Here is a 19,331-nt window from a genome sequence, read left to right as displayed (position 1 = left end):
GCCAGCGGGCAGGCGGTCAGTTCGGGCTGAAGAAGCCCGAGACTGACCACCTGAGACAAGGCTGTGAAGGCCGCCGACAGCGTCAAGGACCCGTGCTCCCCATGCTCGCCCGCTGAAGAAGCGGCCTGCGCGTGGGTCCGCGCGGATCCTTGACCCTGCCGCCGACCTTCCAAAGTTCCGTGCCGACATGAAAAAGGCCCGCCGGAGCGGGCCTCTTCGTTCCGATGCGGGGCCGGATCAGGTCCGGTAGGTCACCGCCTTCACCGCGTCGATCACCTCGGCGACGGACGGCAGTGCCAGCTTTTCGAGGTTCGCCGCGTAAGGCATCGGGACGTCCTTGCCGGTCACGCGCAGCACCGGAGCGTCCAGGAAGTCGAACGCCTTTTCCATCAGCTGGTAGCCGATTTCCGACGAGATCGAGCAGGTCGGGAACGCCTCTTCGACCGTCACGCAGCGGTTCGTCTTCTGCACCGACTTGATCACCGTGTCGATGTCGAGCGGGCGGATCGTGCGAAGGTTGACCACCTCCGCGTCGATGCCCATCTGGGCCAGCTCCGCCGCCGCCTTCATCGCATAGGTCATGCCGATGCCGAAGGAGACGATGGTCACGTCCCGCCCCGTCTTCTCCACCTTCGCCTTGCCGATGGGCAGGACGAAATCCATCTCCGCCGGAACCTCGAAGGTCTGGCCGTAGAGGATCTCGTTTTCCAAGAAGATGACCGGGTTGGGATCGCGGATGGCAGCCTTCAGGAGGCCCTTCGCGTCCATCGCCGAATAGGGCTGGATCACGCGGTGGCCGGGGACGTGCGCGTACCAGGACGCGAAGTCCTGGCTGTGCTGCGCCGCCACACGTGCCGCCGCCCCGTTCGGTCCGCGGAACACGATCTGCGACTTGATGAAGCCGCCCGACATGTAGTGCGTCTTCGCCGCCGAGTTGATGATCTGGTCGATCGCCTGCATCGCGAAGTTGAACGTCATGAACTCGACGATCGGCTTCAGACCCGCCATCGCCGCGCCGACGCCCAGACCCGCAAAACCGTGCTCGGTGATCGGCGTGTCGACCACACGTCTCGCCCCGAACTCTTCCAGAAGACCCTGGCTGACCTTGTAGGCGCCCTGATATTCGGCGACCTCCTCGCCCATCAGGAACACGTCGCCGTCGGCGCGCATCTCCTCGGCCATTGCGTCGCGCAGCGCCTCGCGCACGGTGATCTGCTTCATTTCCGTGCCGGCGGGGACATCGGGCTCGGCGGGCTGATCGTCCGGCATCTCCGCCGGGGCCGGGCCGGAGCGCGGCGCGGCCGGGGGCCTCGGCGCATCCGCCGACAGGCTGCCCGTCGGCTTCGGACCGTCCGCGGCGGCCGCTGGGGCGGAGCTTTCGGATGCGGGGGCTTTTTCGGGCGTGGGTGCGGCGGCGGCGCCGATGTCGCTCTCCGACTCGCCCTCGCCCAGCAGCACCGCGATCGGCGCATTCACCGGCACACCCTCGGTGCCTTCCTCGACCAGGATCTTGCCGAGCGTACCCTCGTCGACCGCCTCGACCTCCATGGTCGCCTTGTCGGTCTCGATCTCGGCGATCACGTCGCCGGGGGCGACATTATCCCCCACCGACTTCAGCCACTTGGCGAGCTTGCCCTCTTCCATCGTCGGCGACAGGGCGGGCATCAGAATTTCAGTGGGCATCGTTCGTGTCCGAGACCTGTTTCTTGTTGTTTGCCGGTGACGTGAGGGGCGCGGACCAACCGCGCGAAGGCCGAGCCGCCATCACCGCACCACGTCCGTCCACAGCTCCGACGGATCGGGCTCGGGCTCCGACTGCGCAAACTCCGCCGCCGTGTTCACCGTGTCGCGCACCCGCTTGTCGATCGCCTTGATCGCGTCTTCCTTCACGCCGTGCTGGCTGATCAGAATGTCGCGCACATGGTCGATCGGGTCGCGCTTCTGGCGGTACTCGTTCACCTCGTCGCGCGTGCGGTACTTTGCCGGGTCCGACATGGAGTGGCCGCGGTAGCGGTAGGTCAACATCTCGAGGATGTACGGCCCCTTGCCGCTGCGCGCATGCTCCAGCGCGCGGGCCACCGCGTCGCGCATGGTCTCCACATGCATGCCGTCCACCTGCTCGCCCGGAATGCCGAACGAGGCGCCGCGCTGCGACAGGTCGGTGTTGGCCGACGCACGGTCGATGGAGGTGCCCATGCCGTACTTGTTGTTTTCGATCATGTAGACGACCGGCAGCGACCAGAGCTTGGCCATGTTGAAGCTCTCGTAGACCTGGCCCTGGTTCGACGCGCCGTCACCGAAATAGGTCAGCGCTACCGCGCCGTTCTCGCGGTAGCGGTTGGCGAAGGCGATGCCCGTGCCGAGCGAGACCTGCGCGCCGACGATGCCGTGGCCGCCGTAGAAGTTCTTCTCGACGCTGAACATGTGCATCGAGCCGCCCTTGCCCTTGGAATAGCCCGAGGCACGGCCCGTCAGCTCGGCCATCACGCCCTTGGCGTCCATGCCGGTGGCCAGCATGTGGCCGTGGTCACGGTAGCCGGTGATGACCTGGTCGCCCTCCTGCATCGCCATCTGTGCGCCGACGACGACGGCTTCCTGGCCGATATAAAGGTGGCAGAACCCGCCGATGAGACCCATGCCGTAGAGCTGGCCGGCCTTCTCCTCGAAACGGCGGATGAGGAGCATGTCCTCGTAGGCGCGCCGATAGTCGTCCACCGTAAATTGGGTGCCGGTCTCGCCGCCCCCCGTTTCCTTCGCTTTGGCTTCGACGGCCATCGGCCCCCTCCTAACGTCGCGCTTTTGGGGTGAACCTAGACTACGCCCGGGTGAACGCAAAGCGGGGAGCCCGTTTTGTGCGACGCCATGCAACGGCGAGATGGCCGGCTGGACGGGGTGCGACCCTGTGGCGTGGGCGCACGGCGAGGAGTGCGCAAGACGGGGCGCAAGGCCGGCGGCGCGGCGCAGTTTCACAGCCGCGCAGGGCGCGCGGGCGGCTCAGTTGCCGTGCGCGCCGAGGATCAGCTGAGACTGTGCCGTATTGCTGCCATGCAGGATGACGATCTCGTTGGCGTGCGCCATGTTGAGCTGCGCACGGGCGCGCTCGTCGAGAAGGTCAGCATCGAGCGCGTCGACCCTCAGACGGCGCACGCGGTCCTGCAGATGCTCGCGCTCAGCGACGAGTTCGGCAAGCTCGGCCTCGAGCTCCGCACGGTCGACGCGGAGCGCTTCGCGCGCCTCGTCGCCATAGTCGCCACGGCCGGACTGCCAGCCGAAATAGACGGCGACAGCCACCAGAAGCAGCGGCAGAAGGAAGAAGGTAAAGCGGGATCGACGTCGGTGGCGCGTGGGCATCGGGTCCGTCCATGAGGATGCCCGACCAAAGCACGGCGGGGTTTAACGCGACCTTTCGCGAGGGGGCGCCCGCCACCCCGCGCCGCCGCGGCGGGTCCCCCTTGTGGCGTTGCGCCGCGGGGCCGGGCGCGGATCAGGCCGCGTCCGCCGTGTAGCCGAAGCCGCCGCCTTCGGTCAGAAGGTAGGCCTCGCCGCACGCCTTCGCCAGCGCGCGCACTCGGCCGATATAGCCCTGCCGCTCCGTCACCGAGATCACGCCGCGCGCGTCGAGCAGGTTGAAGATGTGGCTCGCCTTGATGGTCTGGTCGTAGGCCGGCAGCACCATGCGGTGCATCGCCCCCTCCTCGCCCGGCGCACCGGCCGAAAGCAGCGCGTGGCACTCGGCTTCGGCGTCGCGGAAATGGCGCAGCAGCATCTCGGTGTCCGCATGTTCGAAATTGTGGGCCGAATATTCCCGCTCCGCCTGCAGGAAGACCTCGCCATAGGAGACCCGCGGCCCCAGCTCCGATTCGGCCACGTAGGTGAGATCGTAGACATTCTCGACGCCTTGCACGTACATCGCGAGGCGCTCCAGCCCGTAGGTCAGCTCGCCCGACACCGGACGGCAGTCGATCCCGCAGACCTGCTGGAAATAGGTGAACTGCGAGACCTCCATCCCGTCGCACCAGCACTCCCAGCCGAGACCCCAGGCGCCCAGCGTCGGGCTCTCCCAGTCGTCTTCGACGAAGCGCACGTCGTGGCGCTTCAGGTCGATGCCGATGGCGTCGAGCGAGCCGAGATAGAGTGCCTGCAGGTCCGCGGGGCTCGGCTTCAGGATGACCTGGAACTGGTAGTAGTGCTGCAGGCGGTTGGGGTTCTCGCCGTAGCGCCCGTCGCCGGGGCGGCGGGAGGGCTGCACATAGGCCGCCCGCCAGGGACGCGGCCCCAGCGCACGCAAGGTGGTCGCCGGATGGAACGTGCCCGCGCCCACTTCCATATCGTAGGGCTGCAGGATGGCGCAGCCGCGCGCCGCCCAATAGGCCTGCAGCGCCAGGATCATGGACTGGAAGGAGGAACGCGGGTCCGTCGGTGAAAGCTCGGCCATCGGTGATCCAATGCGTGTCGTGGAGCCCGCCGCGCCGTGAAAGCGCCGCCGCAGGCCGTGCCGGCGTTCCTAAAGCCTCCGGCGCGGGAGGCAAGCCCGCGGCCGGCCAAAAGAGACGCCCGCGCGCCGATTCTGCGCCCGGCGGCCCGCGTCTCAGTTCGTCGGCGTCTTGGTGCGCTCGGCCTCGGCCTCCTCGGCGGCGCGCCTGTCGTCCTCCGGCAGCGTGCCGCGAATCGGCACCTCCACCGCCTCGCCGGCGATGTGCGGGTGTTTGGGCGCATTCGGCGCCCCCGTCGAGCGGCTGTGAAGCTGCCCCTTCGGCGCCCAGCGCGGCGTGATGAGCCCGGCCGAGATGACCAGCTTCGCCGCATCCTCGACCGACATGTCGAGCACCAGAACGTCCCGCCGGGGCACGAACAGGAGGAAGCCGGACGTGGGGTTCGGCGTCGTCGGCAGGAAGACGGAGATCGCGTCGTCGTCGTCGCCCAGCCGGTGGCCGATCTCCCCCTTCACGTCGGTGGCGATGAAGACCAGCGACCACACCCCCTTGCGCGGATATTCGATCAACCCGGCCCGCCGGAAGGTGTGGCTGCGCTCCGAAAGCGCCGTCTCGAAGATCTGCTTCAGCGCCGCATAGACGTTGCGGATCAGGGGCATGCGGGCGAGAATCGCCTCGCCCAGCGCCAGGATCGTGCGGCCGAAGATGTTCGCCGTCAAAAAGCCCAGCAGAACCAGGCCGACGACCGCGACGACGACGCCGATGCCCGGAAGCGGAAAGGGAACGTAGGTCTCCGGGTTCCAGGCGATCGGAATCCACGGCTTCACCACACCGTCCACATAGCTGACGATGGACGCGACCAGATAGACCGTGATCGTCAGCGGTGCGGCGACGATCACGCCCGTGATCAGATAATTCCTCAGCCGGTTGACCATCAGCCTGCGGTGACCGTGACGGGGTTCGCTGTGCTGTTCGTCCATCTCACCACCACCCCTTCGTCCGGGGCCATCGTCGACCGCCCGCAAGCAGGCAAGACGGCGCGCGCCGGTGCGCTCCGCCCCGGCGTCAGCGCATGATTGTTCGAGAGAACCCTAATATGCGCACCACGTCTCGCCGGCGCAAATTACTCAACTGTAACGGATTTGGCGAGGTTCCGGGGCTGGTCGACATCCGTGCCGTTGATGATGGCCGCGTGGTAGGCGAGGAGCTGCATCGGCACCGTCGCCACCACCGGCGCGACGAAGGCCGGGACGTCCGGAAGAACGATCAGCTCCTCCGCCGTGTCGCCGATGGCGTGGGCGCCGCGCGCGTCCGTCACCGCGATGATCCGCCCGCCGCGCGCATGCACCTCCTGCATGTTGGAGACGGTCTTGGCAAAGAGGTCATCATAGGGGGCGATGACGATCACCGGAAGCTCGTCGTCCACCAGCGCGATGGGGCCGTGTTTCAGTTCGCCCGCCGCATAGGCCTCGGCGTGGATGTAGCTGAGCTCCTTCAGCTTCAGCGCCCCCTCCATCGCCACCGCGAACGATGTGCCGCGGCCGAGGAAGAGCGCCGAGCGGGCCGGGGCCACGATCCGCGCCACCCGTTCGATGGCGTGTTCCAGGGTCACCGCCTCGGCCACCAGGCGCGGCAGCTCGGCCAGCGCGTTGAGGAAGCCTTCCGCCTCGAATGGGGCGAGCGTGCCGCGGTCGATGCCCGCCTTCACCGCCAGCGCGGCGAGGGTCGAGAGCTGGCAGGTGAACGCCTTGGTGGAGGCGACGCCGATCTCAGGTCCCGCCAGGGTCGGCAGCACGATGTCCGCCTCGCGCGCCATGGTGGAGGTCGGCACGTTGACGACGGCGGCGATGGTCTGCCCGCCCGCCTTGGCCGCGCGCAGGCCCGCCAGCGTGTCCGCCGTCTCGCCCGACTGGGAGATGAAGAGCGCCAACTCGTCCGCCGCGAAGAGCTGCGAGCGGTAGCGGTATTCGGACGCCACATCGAGGTCCACCGGCAGACGCGCCAGCCGCTCGAACCAGTACCGCGCGACAAGGCCGGCATAATAGGCCGTGCCGCATGCCGAGATGGACAGGCGGCTCACTTTGCGGAAATCCACCGGCGCAGCGCTTGAGCGCACCGTTCCCGCGCCGACGTCGATATAATGGCTGAGCGTGCGGGCGATGACTTCCGGCTGCTCGTGGATCTCTTTGGCCATGAAGTGGCGGTAGTTGCCCTTCTCGGCCAGCGACACCTGCATCGGCACCGGCTGGGCGGGGCGTTCCACCGGCGTTCCGTCCTTGGCGAACACCTCCACCTTGTCGGCGGAGAGGATCGCGAAGTCGCCGTCCTCGAGGTAGATGATCTCGTCGCAGAACGGTGCGAGGGCAATCGCGTCGGAGCCGATCATCTTGATGTCGTCGGCAAGGCCGATGGCGAGCGGACTGCCGAAGCGCGCTGCCGCAAGCGTCTGCGGCTGGCCGGCGAAGGAGAAGGCGAGGCCGTAGGCGCCTTCCAGCGCGCCAAGCGTCTCCACCAGCGCCGTGCGCAGGTCCGCCCCGGCGCCGAGCGCCCGGTCGAGGAGGTGCGCCACGGGCTCGGTATCGGTCTCGGACGTCAGGGTCGCGCCGGAGTCTTCCAGCGCGCGGCGCAGCTCGCGAAAATTCTCGATGATGCCGTTGTGAACCACCGCGACGCGGCCGGCCACATGGGGGTGCGCATTGCCGTCCGTCGGCGCACCATGGGTCGCCCAGCGGGTGTGGCCGATACCCGTTCCCCCGGCCAGCGGATGACCCGCCATCGCCTTCTCGAGATTGCGCAGCTTGCCGGAGGCGCGCACGCGGTCCATCGCGCCATCGGCCGTCACCGCGGCGATGCCGGCCGAATCGTAACCGCGATATTCAAGCCGCTTCAACGCATCCAGAATGAGCGGCGCCGCGTCTTCGGCTCCGATGACTCCGACAATACCGCACATGCTGGCCCCCGCCTTCACTCGATCTCACCGCGCCCTTGCACGGCATCCGGCTGTTTCGGGCCGCGTGGCAGCGGGACGCGCCCCACTCCCCTTGCCGCCCTGCAACTCGCCCGGTGTAGCTGACTCGGACCCTATTGCACTTCAATAGTGATTACGAAACCGCACGCTTCAACGGCTGATGGCAAAAGCGCTTCACGGTCTGGCGCCGGCCTCGTCCTTGTCAGAGGGGCCCGTGGCCGCAGCAGCCTCGCGCGGGGGCATGTCCTCGTCTTCATCCGGCACGTCGTCCTCCTCGCGCACGAAGCTCTTCTCCGAGGCGCGGATGGCCGCTTCACGCGCGCCGGCGGAGGAATCGATCAGATCGCTGCGCGGGACCGGCATGTTGGCGGGCGAGGCGATCTCGGCCTCCTCCTCGGCATCCCAATTGTCGTCGACGAGGTCCGATTCCAGGTAGCTCCCGTCCTTCTCGCTCGCCGCGCGGGCGAGGGTCCGGGAGTCTTCGGAATCGTCGACGAACCCGCCCTCCATCGGTTCCTGCCCGGTCTGATTCGCCTCGCGCGCATATTGGCGGGCCGATTCGGTGGCGTCGGCGAACTCCGACACCATGCCCGCGCCCGACTTCCTCATCGCGCTGATCGCCTCGGCGCGCTCCATCGCGTTCATCGTGGTGGGGTCCGGGTCGTGCGCCTCGGCCCCCAGAACACGCTCCAACATCCTGATGATACGGTCCCTCAGCATCCTCGGCGGCCTCCCGTTGGCCTCTATGGGTCAGTCGATCACGCAAGGACAATGCGCTGGGACGCCATTTCGATGCATCGCGCGGGGCCGAACCTAACCTTTCGATGCGCGCTTTGCGGTGTCGCGCCCGGAGGCGAGCGGCGAACGGTCCGGCTTCGTCGCCTGGCGTCCGCGGGCGATGGCGAGCGCATCGGCCGGAACGTCCTCGGTGATGACGGAGCCCGATGCCACGAAGGCGCCCTCGCCGATCGAAACCGGCGCCACCAGTGCGCTGTTGGAGCCGATGAAGGCGCCCGCCCCGATCTCGGTCCGGTGCTTGTTCACCCCGTCATAATTGCAGGTGATGGTGCCGGCGCCGATGTTGGCCTCCTCGCCGACCGACGCGTCGCCGAGATAGGTGAGGTGGCTGACCTTCACGCCCGTCGCCAGCGCCGCGTTCTTCAGCTCCACGAAGTTGCCGATCTTAGCTCCCGGTCCGATCGCCGCGCCGCCGCGCGAACGGGCGAACGGCCCGACCGACGCGCCCGGCGAGATCACAGTTTCGGTGAGATGGCAGAAGGCGAGGATCTTCGCCCCGTCGCCCACCGCCACCTTGGGGCCGAAGACCACGTTGGGCTCGATGGTGACGTCCTCGCCGATCACCGTGTCGTGGCTGAAATAGACCGTCGCGGGGTCGATCAGCGTCGCCGTCTCCAGCGCCTTGGCGCGGGCGCGGCGCTGAAACTCGGCCTCCGCCTCGGCGAGCTGGGCGCGGTCGTTGCAGCCCATCACCTCGCTGAAGGGCGCCTCCTCCCACACCATGTTGAAGCCGCGCGCAGCGCCGATCTCCACGAGGTCGGTGAGGTAATATTCGCCCTTCGCGTTGTTCGCCTTGATCGCCGAGAGGGCATCCAGCGGCGCCCCCGCGCGAATCGCCATCACGCCCGAGTTGCAAAGGGTGATGGCCCGTTCCTCGGGGCTGGCGTCCTTCTCCTCGCGGATCGCGACGACGTTGCCGGATTCGCTGAGGATGATGCGGCCATAGCCGACCGGCGCATCCGTGCGGAAGGCGAGCACGGCAAGGTCCGCCCCGCCCAGAACGCGGTCGAGCATGCGGTCTATGGTGGCCGCCGTCACCAACGGGTTGTCGCCGTAGAGGACCACGACGGCGTCGGCGCCGGCGAAGGCCTCTTTGGCGGCCAGCACCGCGTCGCCCGTCCCCTTCTGCTCGGCCTGGACGTGGACGGACACGGTGTCCGACCCGCGCCCGGCGGCCCACGGCGCATCGGGACCGACCACCAGCGCGGCCTTCGCGGCGCCCGCGGACCGGGCTGCGGCCAGCACGTGGTCCACCATCGCAAGGCCGCCCACCTTGTGCAGCACCTTCGGCGTCTTGGAGCGCATCCGCGTTCCCTTGCCGGCGGCCAGAACAACGGCCAATGCCCGTGCCTTCACATCGCTCTCCCTTGGCGTGACACCTTCACCCACCACCTTCGGCGCCGCGCGGCAAGGTGGGCCGCCGCCCGTTCGCGCGGCAAAGCTTCATTTGAACGGGCCGTCCCTATCCGTTACCGGATTCGGGCCCACGAAGGAGCGCCCATGCGCCTGTCATTTGTTTTCGCCCTCGCCCTCCTCGCGACCCAGGCCGCCACCGGGGCGGCGAACGCCTTCGAGGCGACGGGCAACGCGGTCGCCGACGGCTTCCTGCGCATCATGGAATCGGGCGGCTTCACCGATGTGACGATCGACGCCGCCGCGACCGACGACATCACCACCACCCTCACCGGCCTCTCCGCCCGGTCGGTCGCCTACGGGGATCGTCTGACGATCACCCAGATCGCCATCGAGGACGGGCTGATCGACGCCCGCTACGCCCTGCGCGCCGAGGCGATCCTTTATTCCGGCATCGCCATGGAGGGGGACGGCGGGGCGCGCTCCTCCGCCGCGGCCATCACCGTCACCGCACCGCGCCTCGCCTTGCGTGAAGGCAGCGGCTCATGGCTCGGCACCGTGCTCGGCACCTTTGGCACGATGACGCTCACCAACCTCGAGGCGCGGCCCGCGGACGGCCCCGGCATCAGCGTCGCCAACGTGGTCGTGGAGCGGGCGGCGGACGCGAACCCCGCCGCCGGGCGCGTCGCCTTCGAGGGGGCGGAGCTCGGCGCGGCCTTCTTCCGCGGACCGGCCGCCGATGTCCTCATCGACCTCGGCTATGAGAGCCTCAACGTCAGCGGCGTTCTGGCCGGACGGTGGGACGGCGACACGGGCGACCTTTCGCTCACCGAGGTGTCGCTGGCGGCGGACGACCTCGGCGCCCTCGCCCTCGCCGCCGAAGCCTCGGGGCTGACGCAGGAGCGCTTCGCCGAGCTCGGCGCCGGTCTCGGCTCGGTCCAGACCATGCTGCCGCTGCTGCAGAGCGTGAAGGTGGGAGCCCTGACCGTCGCATTCCGGGACGGCGGGTTGACCGAGCGGATCGTCGGCCGCACCGCCGCCCTCTCCGGATCGACGCCCGATGCCGTGCGCGCACGCGCCGTCGCCGGCCTCGCCCGCGGGCTCTCCATGGTGCGCAGCCCTGCGCTGACCACGTCCGCCACCGAGGCGCTGAGGAGCTTCCTCGCCGCGCCCGGCACCCTCTCCGTCGCCATGGCGCCGCCGGCCGCGCTCAGCGTGTCCCAACTCATCGGCGGCGCGCTGATGACGCCGGACAAGCTGCCCCAGCTTCTCAACCTCTCCATCGCCGCGCTGCCGTGAGGCGCGGCACCCGCGCGAGCCTCGCCCCATGAGCCACATCCTCGACGTTCCGGGCCTGAAGGTCGGCCACGCCACCGACCGCGAGCGGCGCACGGGCGTCTCCACGGCGGTGTTCGATACGCCCGCCGTCGCCGCCGTCGCCATCCACGGCGGGGCCCCCGGCACGCGCGAGACGGACGCGCTGGATCCCTCGCGCCTCTCCCCCGGTGTCGACGCCATCTGCCTCACCGGCGGGTCCGCCTTCGGGCTTGCGGCTGCGGACGGGGTGATGCTGGCGCTCGCCGCCCGCGGGCGCGGTTTTCCCGTGCGCGAACACCGCGTCCCCATCGTTCCCGCCGCGGTGGTCTTCGACCTCTCCGGCGAGCGGCCCGACTTCCGGGTGCTCGGCGAGGCCAGCGTGGAGGCCGCCTTCGGGCCGCCGGACCGCACGCTCGGCACCATCGGCGCCGGCACCAACGCCACCACGGCCACGCTCAAGGGCGGCTTCGGCTCCGCGTCCGAGACGGTGGGCGCGGCTACCGTCGGCGCCATGGTGGTCGTCAACGCGCTGGGGTCCACCGTGGCGCTGAACGGCCCCTGGTTCCGCGCCGCCCCGTTCGAGGTGGACGGCGAGTTCGGCGGCCTGCCCCCCGCCCCCGCCTCGGCCGACTTTTCCGGCGCCACCACCAAGGCGGGCGAGGTCTTGCGCTCCAACACCACCATCGCGCTGGTCGCCACCGACGCGGCCTTGACTGGGTCCGAGGCGCAGAGGCTGGCGGTCGCCGCCCACGACGGGCTGGCACTCGCCATCTGGCCCGCGCACACGGTGATGGACGGTGACACGGTGTTCGCCGCCAGCACCGGCCGCGCGCCCGCCCCCGCCTCGCTGACCGAGGCGATGGCGCTCCACGCCGCCGCCGCGCGGTGCCTCGCCCGCGCCGTCGCCCGCGGTGTCTATGCCGCGACGCCCCACCCGGCCGACCGGATGCCGACCTGGCATCAGCGCTTCGGCTGACCCGCTTGGGCTGATCGCACGTCGGCGGCCGGCACACGCTGGGTGTTTCCCGCCCGCCCGTGGCCCGCGGCGCGTGCCGAATTATCCGACATGACCAAATTATTGACAGGTTAAGCGCCACGCGATGTCATGTTGCCGCATCTGGTGCGCTTCGCCCCATGACGGCGGCGGCCCGCACGTGGCCCGTGCCTGCGGCGGCAGGGCGTCATCTTTGAGGCTTCAATGGACCTTATCCGCGAATTTTTCGACGCCATCGGCGACTTCACTTGGGGATGGTCGCTGATCCCCTTCCTGGTCGTCCTCGGCGTATTCTTCACATTGGCATCGCAGTTCGTTCAGCTGCGCTTCTTCGGCCGCATGTTCGGCGTTCTCACCAAGTCGGCGCCCGGCGGCGGCGAGCACATCTCCTCGCGCGAGGCGCTCCTCGTCTCGGTCGGCGGGCGCGTCGGCGGCGGCAACATCGCCGGTGTCGCCGTGGCGATCACGCTGGGTGGTCCCGGCGCGGTGTTCTGGATGTGGGCGATCGCCCTCGTCGGCATGGCGACCAGCCTGTTCGAGTGCTCGCTCGCCCAGCTCTTCAAGCGCACCGAGCCGGACGGCTCCTACCGCGGCGGCCCGGCCCAATACATCATCCACGGCCTCGGCAAAAACTTCACCTGGCTCGCCATCGTCTACGCGGTCTGCCTCATCGCCGCCTTCGCCTTCGGCTTCAACGCCTTTCAAGGCAACACCGTCGCCGGCGCGATGGAGGAGAGCTTCGGCATCTCCCGCCTCTATTCCGGCCTCGCCTTCGCGGTGCTGACGGCGCTGGTGGTGTTCGGCGGCATCAAGCGCATCGCCAAGGTGGCCGACGTCGTCGTTCCGGTGATGGCGTTCGGCTATATCGGCCTCGCCCTCGTCGTCATCATCCTCAACATCGGCTCGCTGCCGGGCGTGTTGATCGACATCTTCGCCAACGCCTTCGGGTTCCGCGAGGCGGTGGCCGGCGGCATCGGCGCGGCGATCTCGCAGGGGTTGCGGCGCGGCCTCTTCTCCAACGAGGCGGGGCTCGGCTCGGCGCCCAACGTGGCGGCGATCGCCTACGTGAAGCACCCGGTCAGCCAGGGCGTCGTGCAGTCGCTCTCGGTGTTCATCGACACCATGGTCATCTGCAGCTGCACCGCGTTCATGATCCTTCTGTCCGACGTCTACCAGCCGGGCGCCGACATCGACGGCGTCGTCCTCACCCAGCAGGCGCTGGTGAGCCATGTTGGCGGCTGGGCGGACAAGTTCCTGGCGCTCGCGGTGCTGCTCTTCGCCTTCTCGTCCATCATCTACAACTATTACCTCGGCGAGACGGCGCTTTCGGTGTTCACCGAAGGCAAGATCGGCCAGACGATCCTGCGCATCCTGGTCATTCTTCTGGTGTTCGCGGGGGCGTCGGCGCCGGGTGCCACGGCGGTGTTCTTCTTCTCCGATCCGATGATGGGCATCCTCGCCCTCGTCAACCTGATGGCGATGCTCATGCTGTTTCCGATCGGGCTCAGGATGCTGCGCGACTTCACCACTCAGTTGAAGGCCGGCGTGGAGGATCCCGTTCTCGACCCCGCGAACTATGCCGACCTCGATCTCGACGCCGCGGCCTGGCCGGCGACCGCCGCCACGCCGACGCCGCCGCCGTCCGGCGCGATGGCGGCCGCGCCCGCCGAATAAGGCCGAGGGGCAGCGGACGGCCGCCGCGAGGAAAGCGGCGGTCGGCCCGTCCCCGGCGCGACCGCAGGCGGTTTCTGCTGCGCCCCCTGGGCTGACCCACGCGCAAAAAGCCTCCGAATGCGGCCCCAGTTTCCCGTGCGTGCCCTGAGCTGACCTTCCGCCCGCACCCGATCGAAAGCGCCAGGGCGCGATGGGCGGTAGCCGCGTTCGGAAAAGGACCACGGGGAGGAGCGGCGTTTGATGCTCTTTCCCAGCGTCGTGAGCCGCCGGGCGCCACGCCACGGCGACGGACCCGGTCGCCAGTCCTGATCGCACCGGTCGACCAGCGCTTGGCGGCGCAGCGCCTTTGCTTGGCATCGGTCTGCTGCCAAAGGCCGCTCCAAGCGGCCGTGGCGGAGCTTTAGGCATCACGAGAGGGCGCCTCGGCGGCGGCCCTGCGCCTTTGTATTCCGGCGGGAGATGGACACGCCGCCAGCAGAACGTCAGACGCTTGCAGCCAGCGCCGCATCCACCGGCGGCTGGCTCGCCTGATTTTCCACTGGGCAAGCGTGGGCGATTGACAGCGGGGCCGCCGCGTTGGACCCCAAGATCTCCGTTACACGCCCCCGATGCCCACGCCGGGCAGATGATCACAGAAGGTTGAGGCCCATGGATACGACGCACGACTTCACCGGCCTCGAGCTCGGCTACGACGTGCCCGCCCTCCCCGGCATGGACGAAGCCGACATTCAGACACCCTGCCTCGTCCTCGACCTCGACGCACTGGAACGCAATGTGCGCAAGATGGGCGCATTCGTCCGAGCCCATGGCATGCGGCTGCGCGTCCACGGCAAGATGCACAAGTCCGTCGACGTCGCCAAGCTGCAGTTGGCCGAGGGCGGCGCGGTCGGTGTATGCTGCCAAAAGGTGTCCGAGGCAGAGGCGTTCGTCCGCGGCGGGATCGAAGACGTCCTCGTCTCCAACCAGGTGACGGACCGCGTGAAGATCGATCGGCTGGCGCGTCTTCCCCTGCGCGGCGCATCGGTCTCCGTCTGCGTCGACGATGCGGCGAACATCGCCGACCTGTCTGCCGCCGCCACCGCCCACGGGACCACGCTCGGCTGCCTCGTCGAGCTCGACTGTGGCGCGCAACGCTGCGGCGTCACGACGAGCGCTGCCGTGGTGGAGCTCGCCCGCGCGATCGACGGCGCCCCTGGGCTGCGCTTCGAGGGCCTGCAGGCCTACCAGGGGGCGATGCAACATCTGCCGACATTCGCTGCGCGGGAGGCCGCCTCCGCGGCGGCGATCGTCATGGTGAAGGAGGCTTGCGCTGCCCTCACAGCGGCAGGTCTCGCGCCGGCGATCGTGTCCGGCGGCGGCACCGGCTCCTATGCGTTCGAGAGCGGGTCCGGCATCTTCAACGAATTGCAGTGCGGCAGCTACGCCTTCATGGACGCCGACTATGGGCGTATCGAGACCGCCGACGGCGCCCGGCTCGACGGGGCAGAGTGGGAGAACGCCCTCTTCGTCCTCACCAGCGTGATGAGCCATGCGAAGCCGGACCTTGCCGTGTGCGATGCGGGGCTGAAGGCGCTCTCCGTCGACAGCGGCCTTCCCGTCGTCTTCTGCCGGACCGACGTGACCTACGTGCGCACCTCCGACGAGCACGGCAACATCGAGGATCCGACCGGCTCCCTCTCGATCAACGAGAAGCTGCGGCTCGTGCCCGGCCACTGCGATCCGACGTGCAACCTCCACGACTGGTACGTGGGCGTGCGCGATGGCAAGGTCGAGGTTCTCTGGCCCGTCTCCGCCCGCGGCAAATCCTACTGAACGTCGACGTTCGCCCGGAATTGCGCGCGCGATTGCTGAGCGCCATCGGCTTCGACTTGTGGCGAGCCGACGCACTGATGCGTCGCCACCCGGCAGATGGACGTGGTCGGCCATGTCTCGTGGGTTCGCTGTCGCACCGCCCAAGGCGAAGCCTGCGGTGAACGCTCCTACGACAGCGGGATCAGTGGATCCGGCGGCGGCTTTTCGGTAAGCGGACAGAGGCCCATGTAGCGACGGCGGCTTCGTTCTGAGATCCTCCTGCACGAAGTGAGTACAGGAGGTTGGTTTGCAGTCTGGACCCGTGTCTGGACACAAAAGCTTCCAGTTCATCGACGCGATGGTCTTCCGGCTGGATGCGAGCCCTGCGACGCCACGACGGCGCTGGTTGGCATCGGCGAAGAAGGAGATCGCTGCCAGGGCGATGACGCCGGGAGTGACCGTGTCGGCGTTGGCGCGGGCGCATAGCCTGTCGCCGCTACAGGTGTTCGGCTGGCGCAGGCATGCGCTGGCTGACATGAGGGCGCGAACCGAGACTCCTGCATTCGCCGTCGTGCCGGTGCAAGCCGAGGAGGGCCGGCAACGAAGGTGGAACGATCGAACTCGTGGTTGGCGACGTCACGGTGCGGGTGGGACCCGATGGGTCGTCGGCGCGAATCGCGGAAATCGTGGGGGCGATCCGGGCGGCATGATCCCGGGGGGCGCGCGGGTATTCGTCGCCACCAAGCCCGTCGACTTCCGCAAGGGACCGTCGGGCCTGATGGCGCTAGTCGAGGCGAGAGGCGGTGATCCGTTCTCGGGCGCGCTCTACGTGTTCCGCGCCAGTCGGGCGGACCGGGTGAAGATCGTGTGGTGGGACGGCACCGGCCTATGCCTCTTCGCGAAGTGTCTCGACGAGCGCGGCTTTCACTGGCCGCGGATCGAGAAGGGCGTGATCCGCCTGTCGGCTGTCCAGCTGATGGCGCTTGTGGAGGGCAAGGACTGGACGCAGGCAAAGGCCGCCCGCGAACGCCGGCCCGTCACAGTAGGCTGACCTGTGGCGAGGTGACTTGAAGGTGCAGCTTGATGCGGGCACGAAACGGTGCAGCGTGTTTCAATCGCGCCATGACCCCGGCCGCAGATCTTCCCGACAATTCGATGACGCCCAAGGCGATGCTCCTCGCCGCTCAGGGCGAGATCGCGCAGCTGAAGGCGGACGCCGAGGCGCGGATGGAGCGCCTGAACCTTGCTCCTAAAGCCGCTCGAGCGCGCGGGCTACGGCCGGCGCGCCGAGACGCTCGATCCTGAGCAGCACGCCTTCGTCTTCGAAGAGATCCAGAGCGACGTCGCTGCGATCGAGGCATACATCAAAGCCGCCAATCCGGTCAGGGCCCGAACGCCCCCCGGCCGAGCAAGGCCCTGCCGCAGCATCTGGCGCGGATCGAAGGTGCTGATCGAGCCGGACGCCGGGCTGTGGTGCTGGAGCTGCCACGCGTCTTTGACCTTGAAGAGGACGGCGCCGATGAGGCGTACGATGCTGTCCTCGTTGGGGAAGATGCCGACGACGTCGACCCGTCGCTTCACCTCCTTGTTGAGACGCTCCAGCGGGTTCACCCTGTGCAGGTTGGTCCGTGCTGGTTGGGGAAGGAGACATACGGTAGGACGTCATGCTCCGCCTCGTCCATGAGTGCGCCGCGCTTCGGCCAGGGAACGCGCAGCTGCTCGGCGACGTGGCGCCAAGCCTCGCCGGCGCCGGCACGATCGGGCTGCAGGAAGGATTACTGGATCGCCGCCGCGACGACCGTGTGCTGGCCCTTCGGCACGTGCGCGAGGGCGTTGGGCATGAAGTGGACGCGGCACCTCTGCCAGGTCGCGCCGATCACCCGCGCGATGGCGGCCTTCAGGCCCTCGTGGGCGTGAGAGATCACGAGGTTCACGCCGAAGAGCCCCCGCAGCAGAAGCTCTTTGAGGAAGGCCGACCAGAACGTCTCGGCCTCCGACGGGCCGATACGGAGGCCGACGGTCTCGCGCCGCCCATCACGGTTCGCAGTCACGGCGATTATTGCCGCAAATGACACGATGCGCCCGCCCTCCCGGACCTTGAAGTACGGGCATCGAGCCACAGGTAGGCCCACTCGCCCTCGAGCGGGCGCTTCAGGAAAGCGCCGACGCGCCCGTCGATCTGCTTGCACAGCTTGGAGACCTTGCCCTTTGAGATGCCACTGAGGCCCATCGCCTGAACGAGATCGTCGACCCTTGCGTGTCGAGCGGCCGGCGATCCGCGCCTCCTGAATCACCGAGATCAGCGCCTACTCCGTGGTCTTGCGCGCCTCGAGGAAGGGCGGAAAATAGCTCCCGCTGTGCAGATTCCGAATGCGCAGGTTGTGCTGGCCAAGGCGGCTTTCGAGGCTGCGGTCGCGGTATCCATTAGGCCAGGTGGAGCGCTCGCCGCTGCGCTCGTCGCGGCGGGCGCAGAACATGCCCTCCACGTCCGCCTCCATCAGGATCTGCAGTACCGTCTCGGCGAGGCTGCGTAGAAAATTCCCGTCGCCGGCCTTTTGCAGCGCCTCTATCAGTGCCATCGCTCTTGGCGCACGTCGCCGTCGCCAAATACGCCGACGGCCTGCCACTCTACCGCCAGGAAGACATTTACCGCCGCGACGCCGTCGAGCTCGGCCGCAACCTGACGGCCGGCTGGATGGGACGGATCGGCTTCCACCTCGAGCCACTGGCCGCCCGCCTCCTCGACCACACCCGCGCCGGTCTGCGCATCTTCGCCGACGAGACGACGCTGCCGACCCTCGACCCCAGCCGCGGCAGGACGAAGAAAGCCTGGCTATGGGCTTGACCCCGCGACGACCGACCCTTCGGCGGCACCGCCCCCTCCTATGGTCGACTACCTCTTCGAGGATGGCCCCGGCGGCGACCACCCTGCGCGTCACCTGACCGGCTTCAACGGCACCCTGCAGCTCGACGGCTACACGTCCTACAAGCGCCTCGACGATCCGGAGCAGTCGACCGCACCGATGAGGCTCGCCGCCTTGTTAGGCCCATCCGCGCCGCAAGTTTTACGAGCTCCACGTCGCCGGTACATCGCTGACCGCGACATGGACCGTGGAGCGCATGGTCGCACTCAGGCGCCTCGAAGCCGATATCCGCGGACACTCCGCCGAGGCCCGACAAGCGGTTCGTCAGAAGACCGCCGCTCCGATCGTCGCCGAGCTGTTCGAGCGCTGGACCAGGGAGCTTGCCCGCATGCCGCGCAAGACCACGACCGCCGAAGTGATCCGCTACGCCCTGCCGCGGCGTGCCGCTCTCGAGCGCGTCCTCCACGATGGGCGTGTCGAACTCAAGACCAACATCGTCGAGCGCGCCATCCGCCCGCAGACCACTACCCGCAAGGACGCTTTGTTCGCGGGCTCTGACGGCGGCAGGCGAACCTGGCCCACCTCCGCAACACAGCCTATGACCGCCAAGCTCAAAGGTATTGATCCGCACGCCTGGCTGAACCCTCACACTCAAGCACATTGCTGGTGGCTCGCCCGATCGTCGGCTCGACGAGCGAACGCCCTGGCACCTGCTCTCCGCAGTGTTGGCGTCGGGTGCGCGCTTACGCCTTTTGCGAAGGCGGCGTTGCCGAGGGCGCGGCGGCGATCACGCGTCTTTTGTGAGCACTGAGAAGATCTTGGTCAGGTCCGGGCAAGATTGACGGGCTCGCGATGCTACCAACGGAATGCAGGATTCTTGGGGGTGGTGAAGTTGCCCCCTGAAGTGTCCTCGGTCTGAACGGGACTCCGTCGGAAGGAGACGGAGATGAAGAAGAGCCGCTTCAGTGAGGAGCACATAATCGCGGTGCTGAAGGAGCACGCGGCGGGAATTGGCGTGGCGGAGCTGTGCCGCAAGCACGGGATCAGCGATGCGACCTTCTACACCTGGCGCAAGCGCTACGGCGGCATGGAGGTCTCGGACGCCAAGCGGCTGAAGGCGCTGGAGGATGAGAACGCCC

Annotated in this window: 14 protein-coding genes and 3 pseudogenes; 8 read left to right on the top strand and 9 right to left on the bottom strand. The window is 68.4% G+C overall.

Translation table 11 applies throughout. The annotated features are described in order from the left end of the window. Positions 1–237 precede the first annotated feature (237 nt). The 8 genes from BIX52_RS11490 to glmU form a co-directional block, all read right to left on the bottom strand. Positions 238–1,683 (bottom strand): pyruvate dehydrogenase complex E1 component subunit beta, encoded by a 1,446-nt coding sequence (locus BIX52_RS11490; RefSeq protein WP_075221237.1) that lies wholly within the window; start codon positions 1,681–1,683, stop codon positions 238–240. 81 nt (positions 1,684–1,764) lie between these two features. Then, positions 1,765–2,775, bottom strand: a complete 1,011-nt coding sequence (pdhA, locus tag BIX52_RS11485; RefSeq protein WP_075221236.1) for a pyruvate dehydrogenase (acetyl-transferring) E1 component subunit alpha — start codon at positions 2,773–2,775, stop codon at positions 1,765–1,767. A gap of 219 nt (positions 2,776–2,994) precedes the next feature. After that, positions 2,995–3,351 carry an FtsB family cell division protein gene (locus tag BIX52_RS11480; RefSeq protein WP_075221235.1) on the bottom strand — a complete coding sequence of 119 codons (357 nt, stop codon included), beginning with the start codon at positions 3,349–3,351 and terminating at the stop codon, positions 2,995–2,997. A 133-nt stretch (positions 3,352–3,484) separates the two neighbouring features. Beyond that, positions 3,485–4,435: a glycine--tRNA ligase subunit alpha gene (locus BIX52_RS11475; RefSeq protein WP_075221234.1), complete on the bottom strand. Its 951-nt coding sequence runs from the start codon at positions 4,433–4,435 to the stop codon at positions 3,485–3,487. A gap of 153 nt (positions 4,436–4,588) precedes the next feature. After that, on the bottom strand, positions 4,589–5,413 hold the full coding sequence (locus BIX52_RS11470; RefSeq protein ID WP_083660187.1) for a DUF502 domain-containing protein: 825 nt from the start codon (positions 5,411–5,413) through the stop codon (positions 4,589–4,591). Positions 5,414–5,556: 143 nt separating this feature from the next. Further along, positions 5,557–7,383 carry a glutamine--fructose-6-phosphate transaminase (isomerizing) gene (glmS, locus tag BIX52_RS11465; RefSeq protein WP_075221233.1) on the bottom strand — a complete coding sequence of 609 codons (1,827 nt, stop codon included), beginning with the start codon at positions 7,381–7,383 and terminating at the stop codon, positions 5,557–5,559. 192 nt (positions 7,384–7,575) lie between these two features. Then, positions 7,576–8,121 (bottom strand): hypothetical protein, encoded by a 546-nt coding sequence (locus BIX52_RS11460; protein WP_139312754.1) that lies wholly within the window; start codon positions 8,119–8,121, stop codon positions 7,576–7,578. A 93-nt stretch (positions 8,122–8,214) separates the two neighbouring features. Then, positions 8,215–9,540, bottom strand: coding sequence for a bifunctional UDP-N-acetylglucosamine diphosphorylase/glucosamine-1-phosphate N-acetyltransferase GlmU (gene glmU, locus BIX52_RS11455; protein ID WP_075221231.1), 1,326 nt, complete (start codon positions 9,538–9,540; stop codon positions 8,215–8,217). A gap of 159 nt (positions 9,541–9,699) precedes the next feature. On the opposite strand from glmU, the gene BIX52_RS11450 reads away from it, so the two are divergent. From BIX52_RS11450 to tnpB, 5 genes are all read left to right on the top strand, one after another. After that, entirely contained in the window at positions 9,700–10,851 is a 1,152-nt protein-coding gene (locus BIX52_RS11450) for a hypothetical protein (RefSeq protein ID WP_075221230.1), read from the top strand. Positions 10,852–10,879: 28 nt separating this feature from the next. Next, the gene (locus BIX52_RS11445) at positions 10,880–11,845 is read left to right on the top strand and encodes a P1 family peptidase (RefSeq protein WP_075221229.1); all 966 of its coding nucleotides are present in this window, start codon (positions 10,880–10,882) and stop codon (positions 11,843–11,845) included. A gap of 222 nt (positions 11,846–12,067) precedes the next feature. Beyond that, positions 12,068–13,537, top strand: coding sequence for an alanine/glycine:cation symporter family protein (locus tag BIX52_RS11440; protein ID WP_075221228.1), 1,470 nt, complete (start codon positions 12,068–12,070; stop codon positions 13,535–13,537). Positions 13,538–14,185: 648 nt separating this feature from the next. Then, positions 14,186–15,349: a 3-hydroxy-D-aspartate aldolase BhcC gene (gene bhcC / locus BIX52_RS11435; protein WP_075221227.1), complete on the top strand. Its 1,164-nt coding sequence runs from the start codon at positions 14,186–14,188 to the stop codon at positions 15,347–15,349. 286 nt (positions 15,350–15,635) lie between these two features. Continuing rightward, positions 15,636–16,379 carry an IS66 family insertion sequence element accessory protein TnpB gene (tnpB, locus tag BIX52_RS23665; protein WP_139312753.1) on the top strand — a complete coding sequence of 248 codons (744 nt, stop codon included), beginning with the start codon at positions 15,636–15,638 and terminating at the stop codon, positions 16,377–16,379. A gap of 422 nt (positions 16,380–16,801) precedes the next feature. Here the strand turns inward: tnpB and BIX52_RS11415 are convergent. Continuing rightward, positions 16,802–17,907, bottom strand: a pseudogene (locus tag BIX52_RS11415) (IS256 family transposase); the annotation flags it as partial. Between BIX52_RS11415 and BIX52_RS24070 the strand changes: the two are divergent. The 3 genes and pseudogenes from BIX52_RS24070 to BIX52_RS11395 all read left to right on the top strand — a co-directional run. Continuing rightward, a pseudogene (locus BIX52_RS24070) lies at positions 17,895–18,460 on the top strand (IS66 family transposase); the annotation flags it as partial. The pseudogenes BIX52_RS11415 and BIX52_RS24070 overlap by 13 nt on opposite strands. Then, a pseudogene (locus tag BIX52_RS23940) lies at positions 18,434–19,003 on the top strand (IS66 family transposase); the annotation flags it as partial. The pseudogenes BIX52_RS24070 and BIX52_RS23940, both read left to right, overlap by 27 nt. Before the next feature lie 135 nt (positions 19,004–19,138). Continuing rightward, on the top strand, positions 19,139–19,331 hold a 193-nt coding region (locus BIX52_RS11395), incomplete at its 3' end, for a transposase (RefSeq protein ID WP_075221223.1).

Origin of the sequence: Acuticoccus yangtzensis (assembly GCF_001927245.1) — a bacterium.
In the GTDB taxonomy this organism is placed as follows: Bacteria; Pseudomonadota; Alphaproteobacteria; order Rhizobiales; family Amorphaceae; genus Acuticoccus; species Acuticoccus yangtzensis.
This window is presented reverse-complemented; position numbering and strand designations above follow the sequence as displayed.

Coding starts and splice junctions, on each gene's coding strand:
- BIX52_RS11450 (WP_075221230.1), top strand. CDS start 9,700: ATGCGCCTGTCATTTGTTTTCGCCCTCGCCCTCCTCGCGACCCAGGCC.
- BIX52_RS11480 (WP_075221235.1), bottom strand. CDS start 3,351: ATGCCCACGCGCCACCGACGTCGATCCCGCTTTACCTTCTTCCTTCTG.
- BIX52_RS11490 (WP_075221237.1), bottom strand. CDS start 1,683: ATGCCCACTGAAATTCTGATGCCCGCCCTGTCGCCGACGATGGAAGAG.
- BIX52_RS11445 (WP_075221229.1), top strand. CDS start 10,880: ATGAGCCACATCCTCGACGTTCCGGGCCTGAAGGTCGGCCACGCCACC.
- BIX52_RS11475 (WP_075221234.1), bottom strand. CDS start 4,435: ATGGCCGAGCTTTCACCGACGGACCCGCGTTCCTCCTTCCAGTCCATG.
- BIX52_RS11460 (WP_139312754.1), bottom strand. CDS start 8,121: ATGCTGAGGGACCGTATCATCAGGATGTTGGAGCGTGTTCTGGGGGCC.
- glmS (WP_075221233.1), bottom strand. CDS start 7,383: ATGTGCGGTATTGTCGGAGTCATCGGAGCCGAAGACGCGGCGCCGCTC.
- BIX52_RS11470 (WP_083660187.1), bottom strand. CDS start 5,413: ATGGACGAACAGCACAGCGAACCCCGTCACGGTCACCGCAGGCTGATG.
- BIX52_RS11440 (WP_075221228.1), top strand. CDS start 12,068: ATGGACCTTATCCGCGAATTTTTCGACGCCATCGGCGACTTCACTTGG.
- pdhA (WP_075221236.1), bottom strand. CDS start 2,775: ATGGCCGTCGAAGCCAAAGCGAAGGAAACGGGGGGCGGCGAGACCGGC.
- bhcC (WP_075221227.1), top strand. CDS start 14,186: ATGGATACGACGCACGACTTCACCGGCCTCGAGCTCGGCTACGACGTG.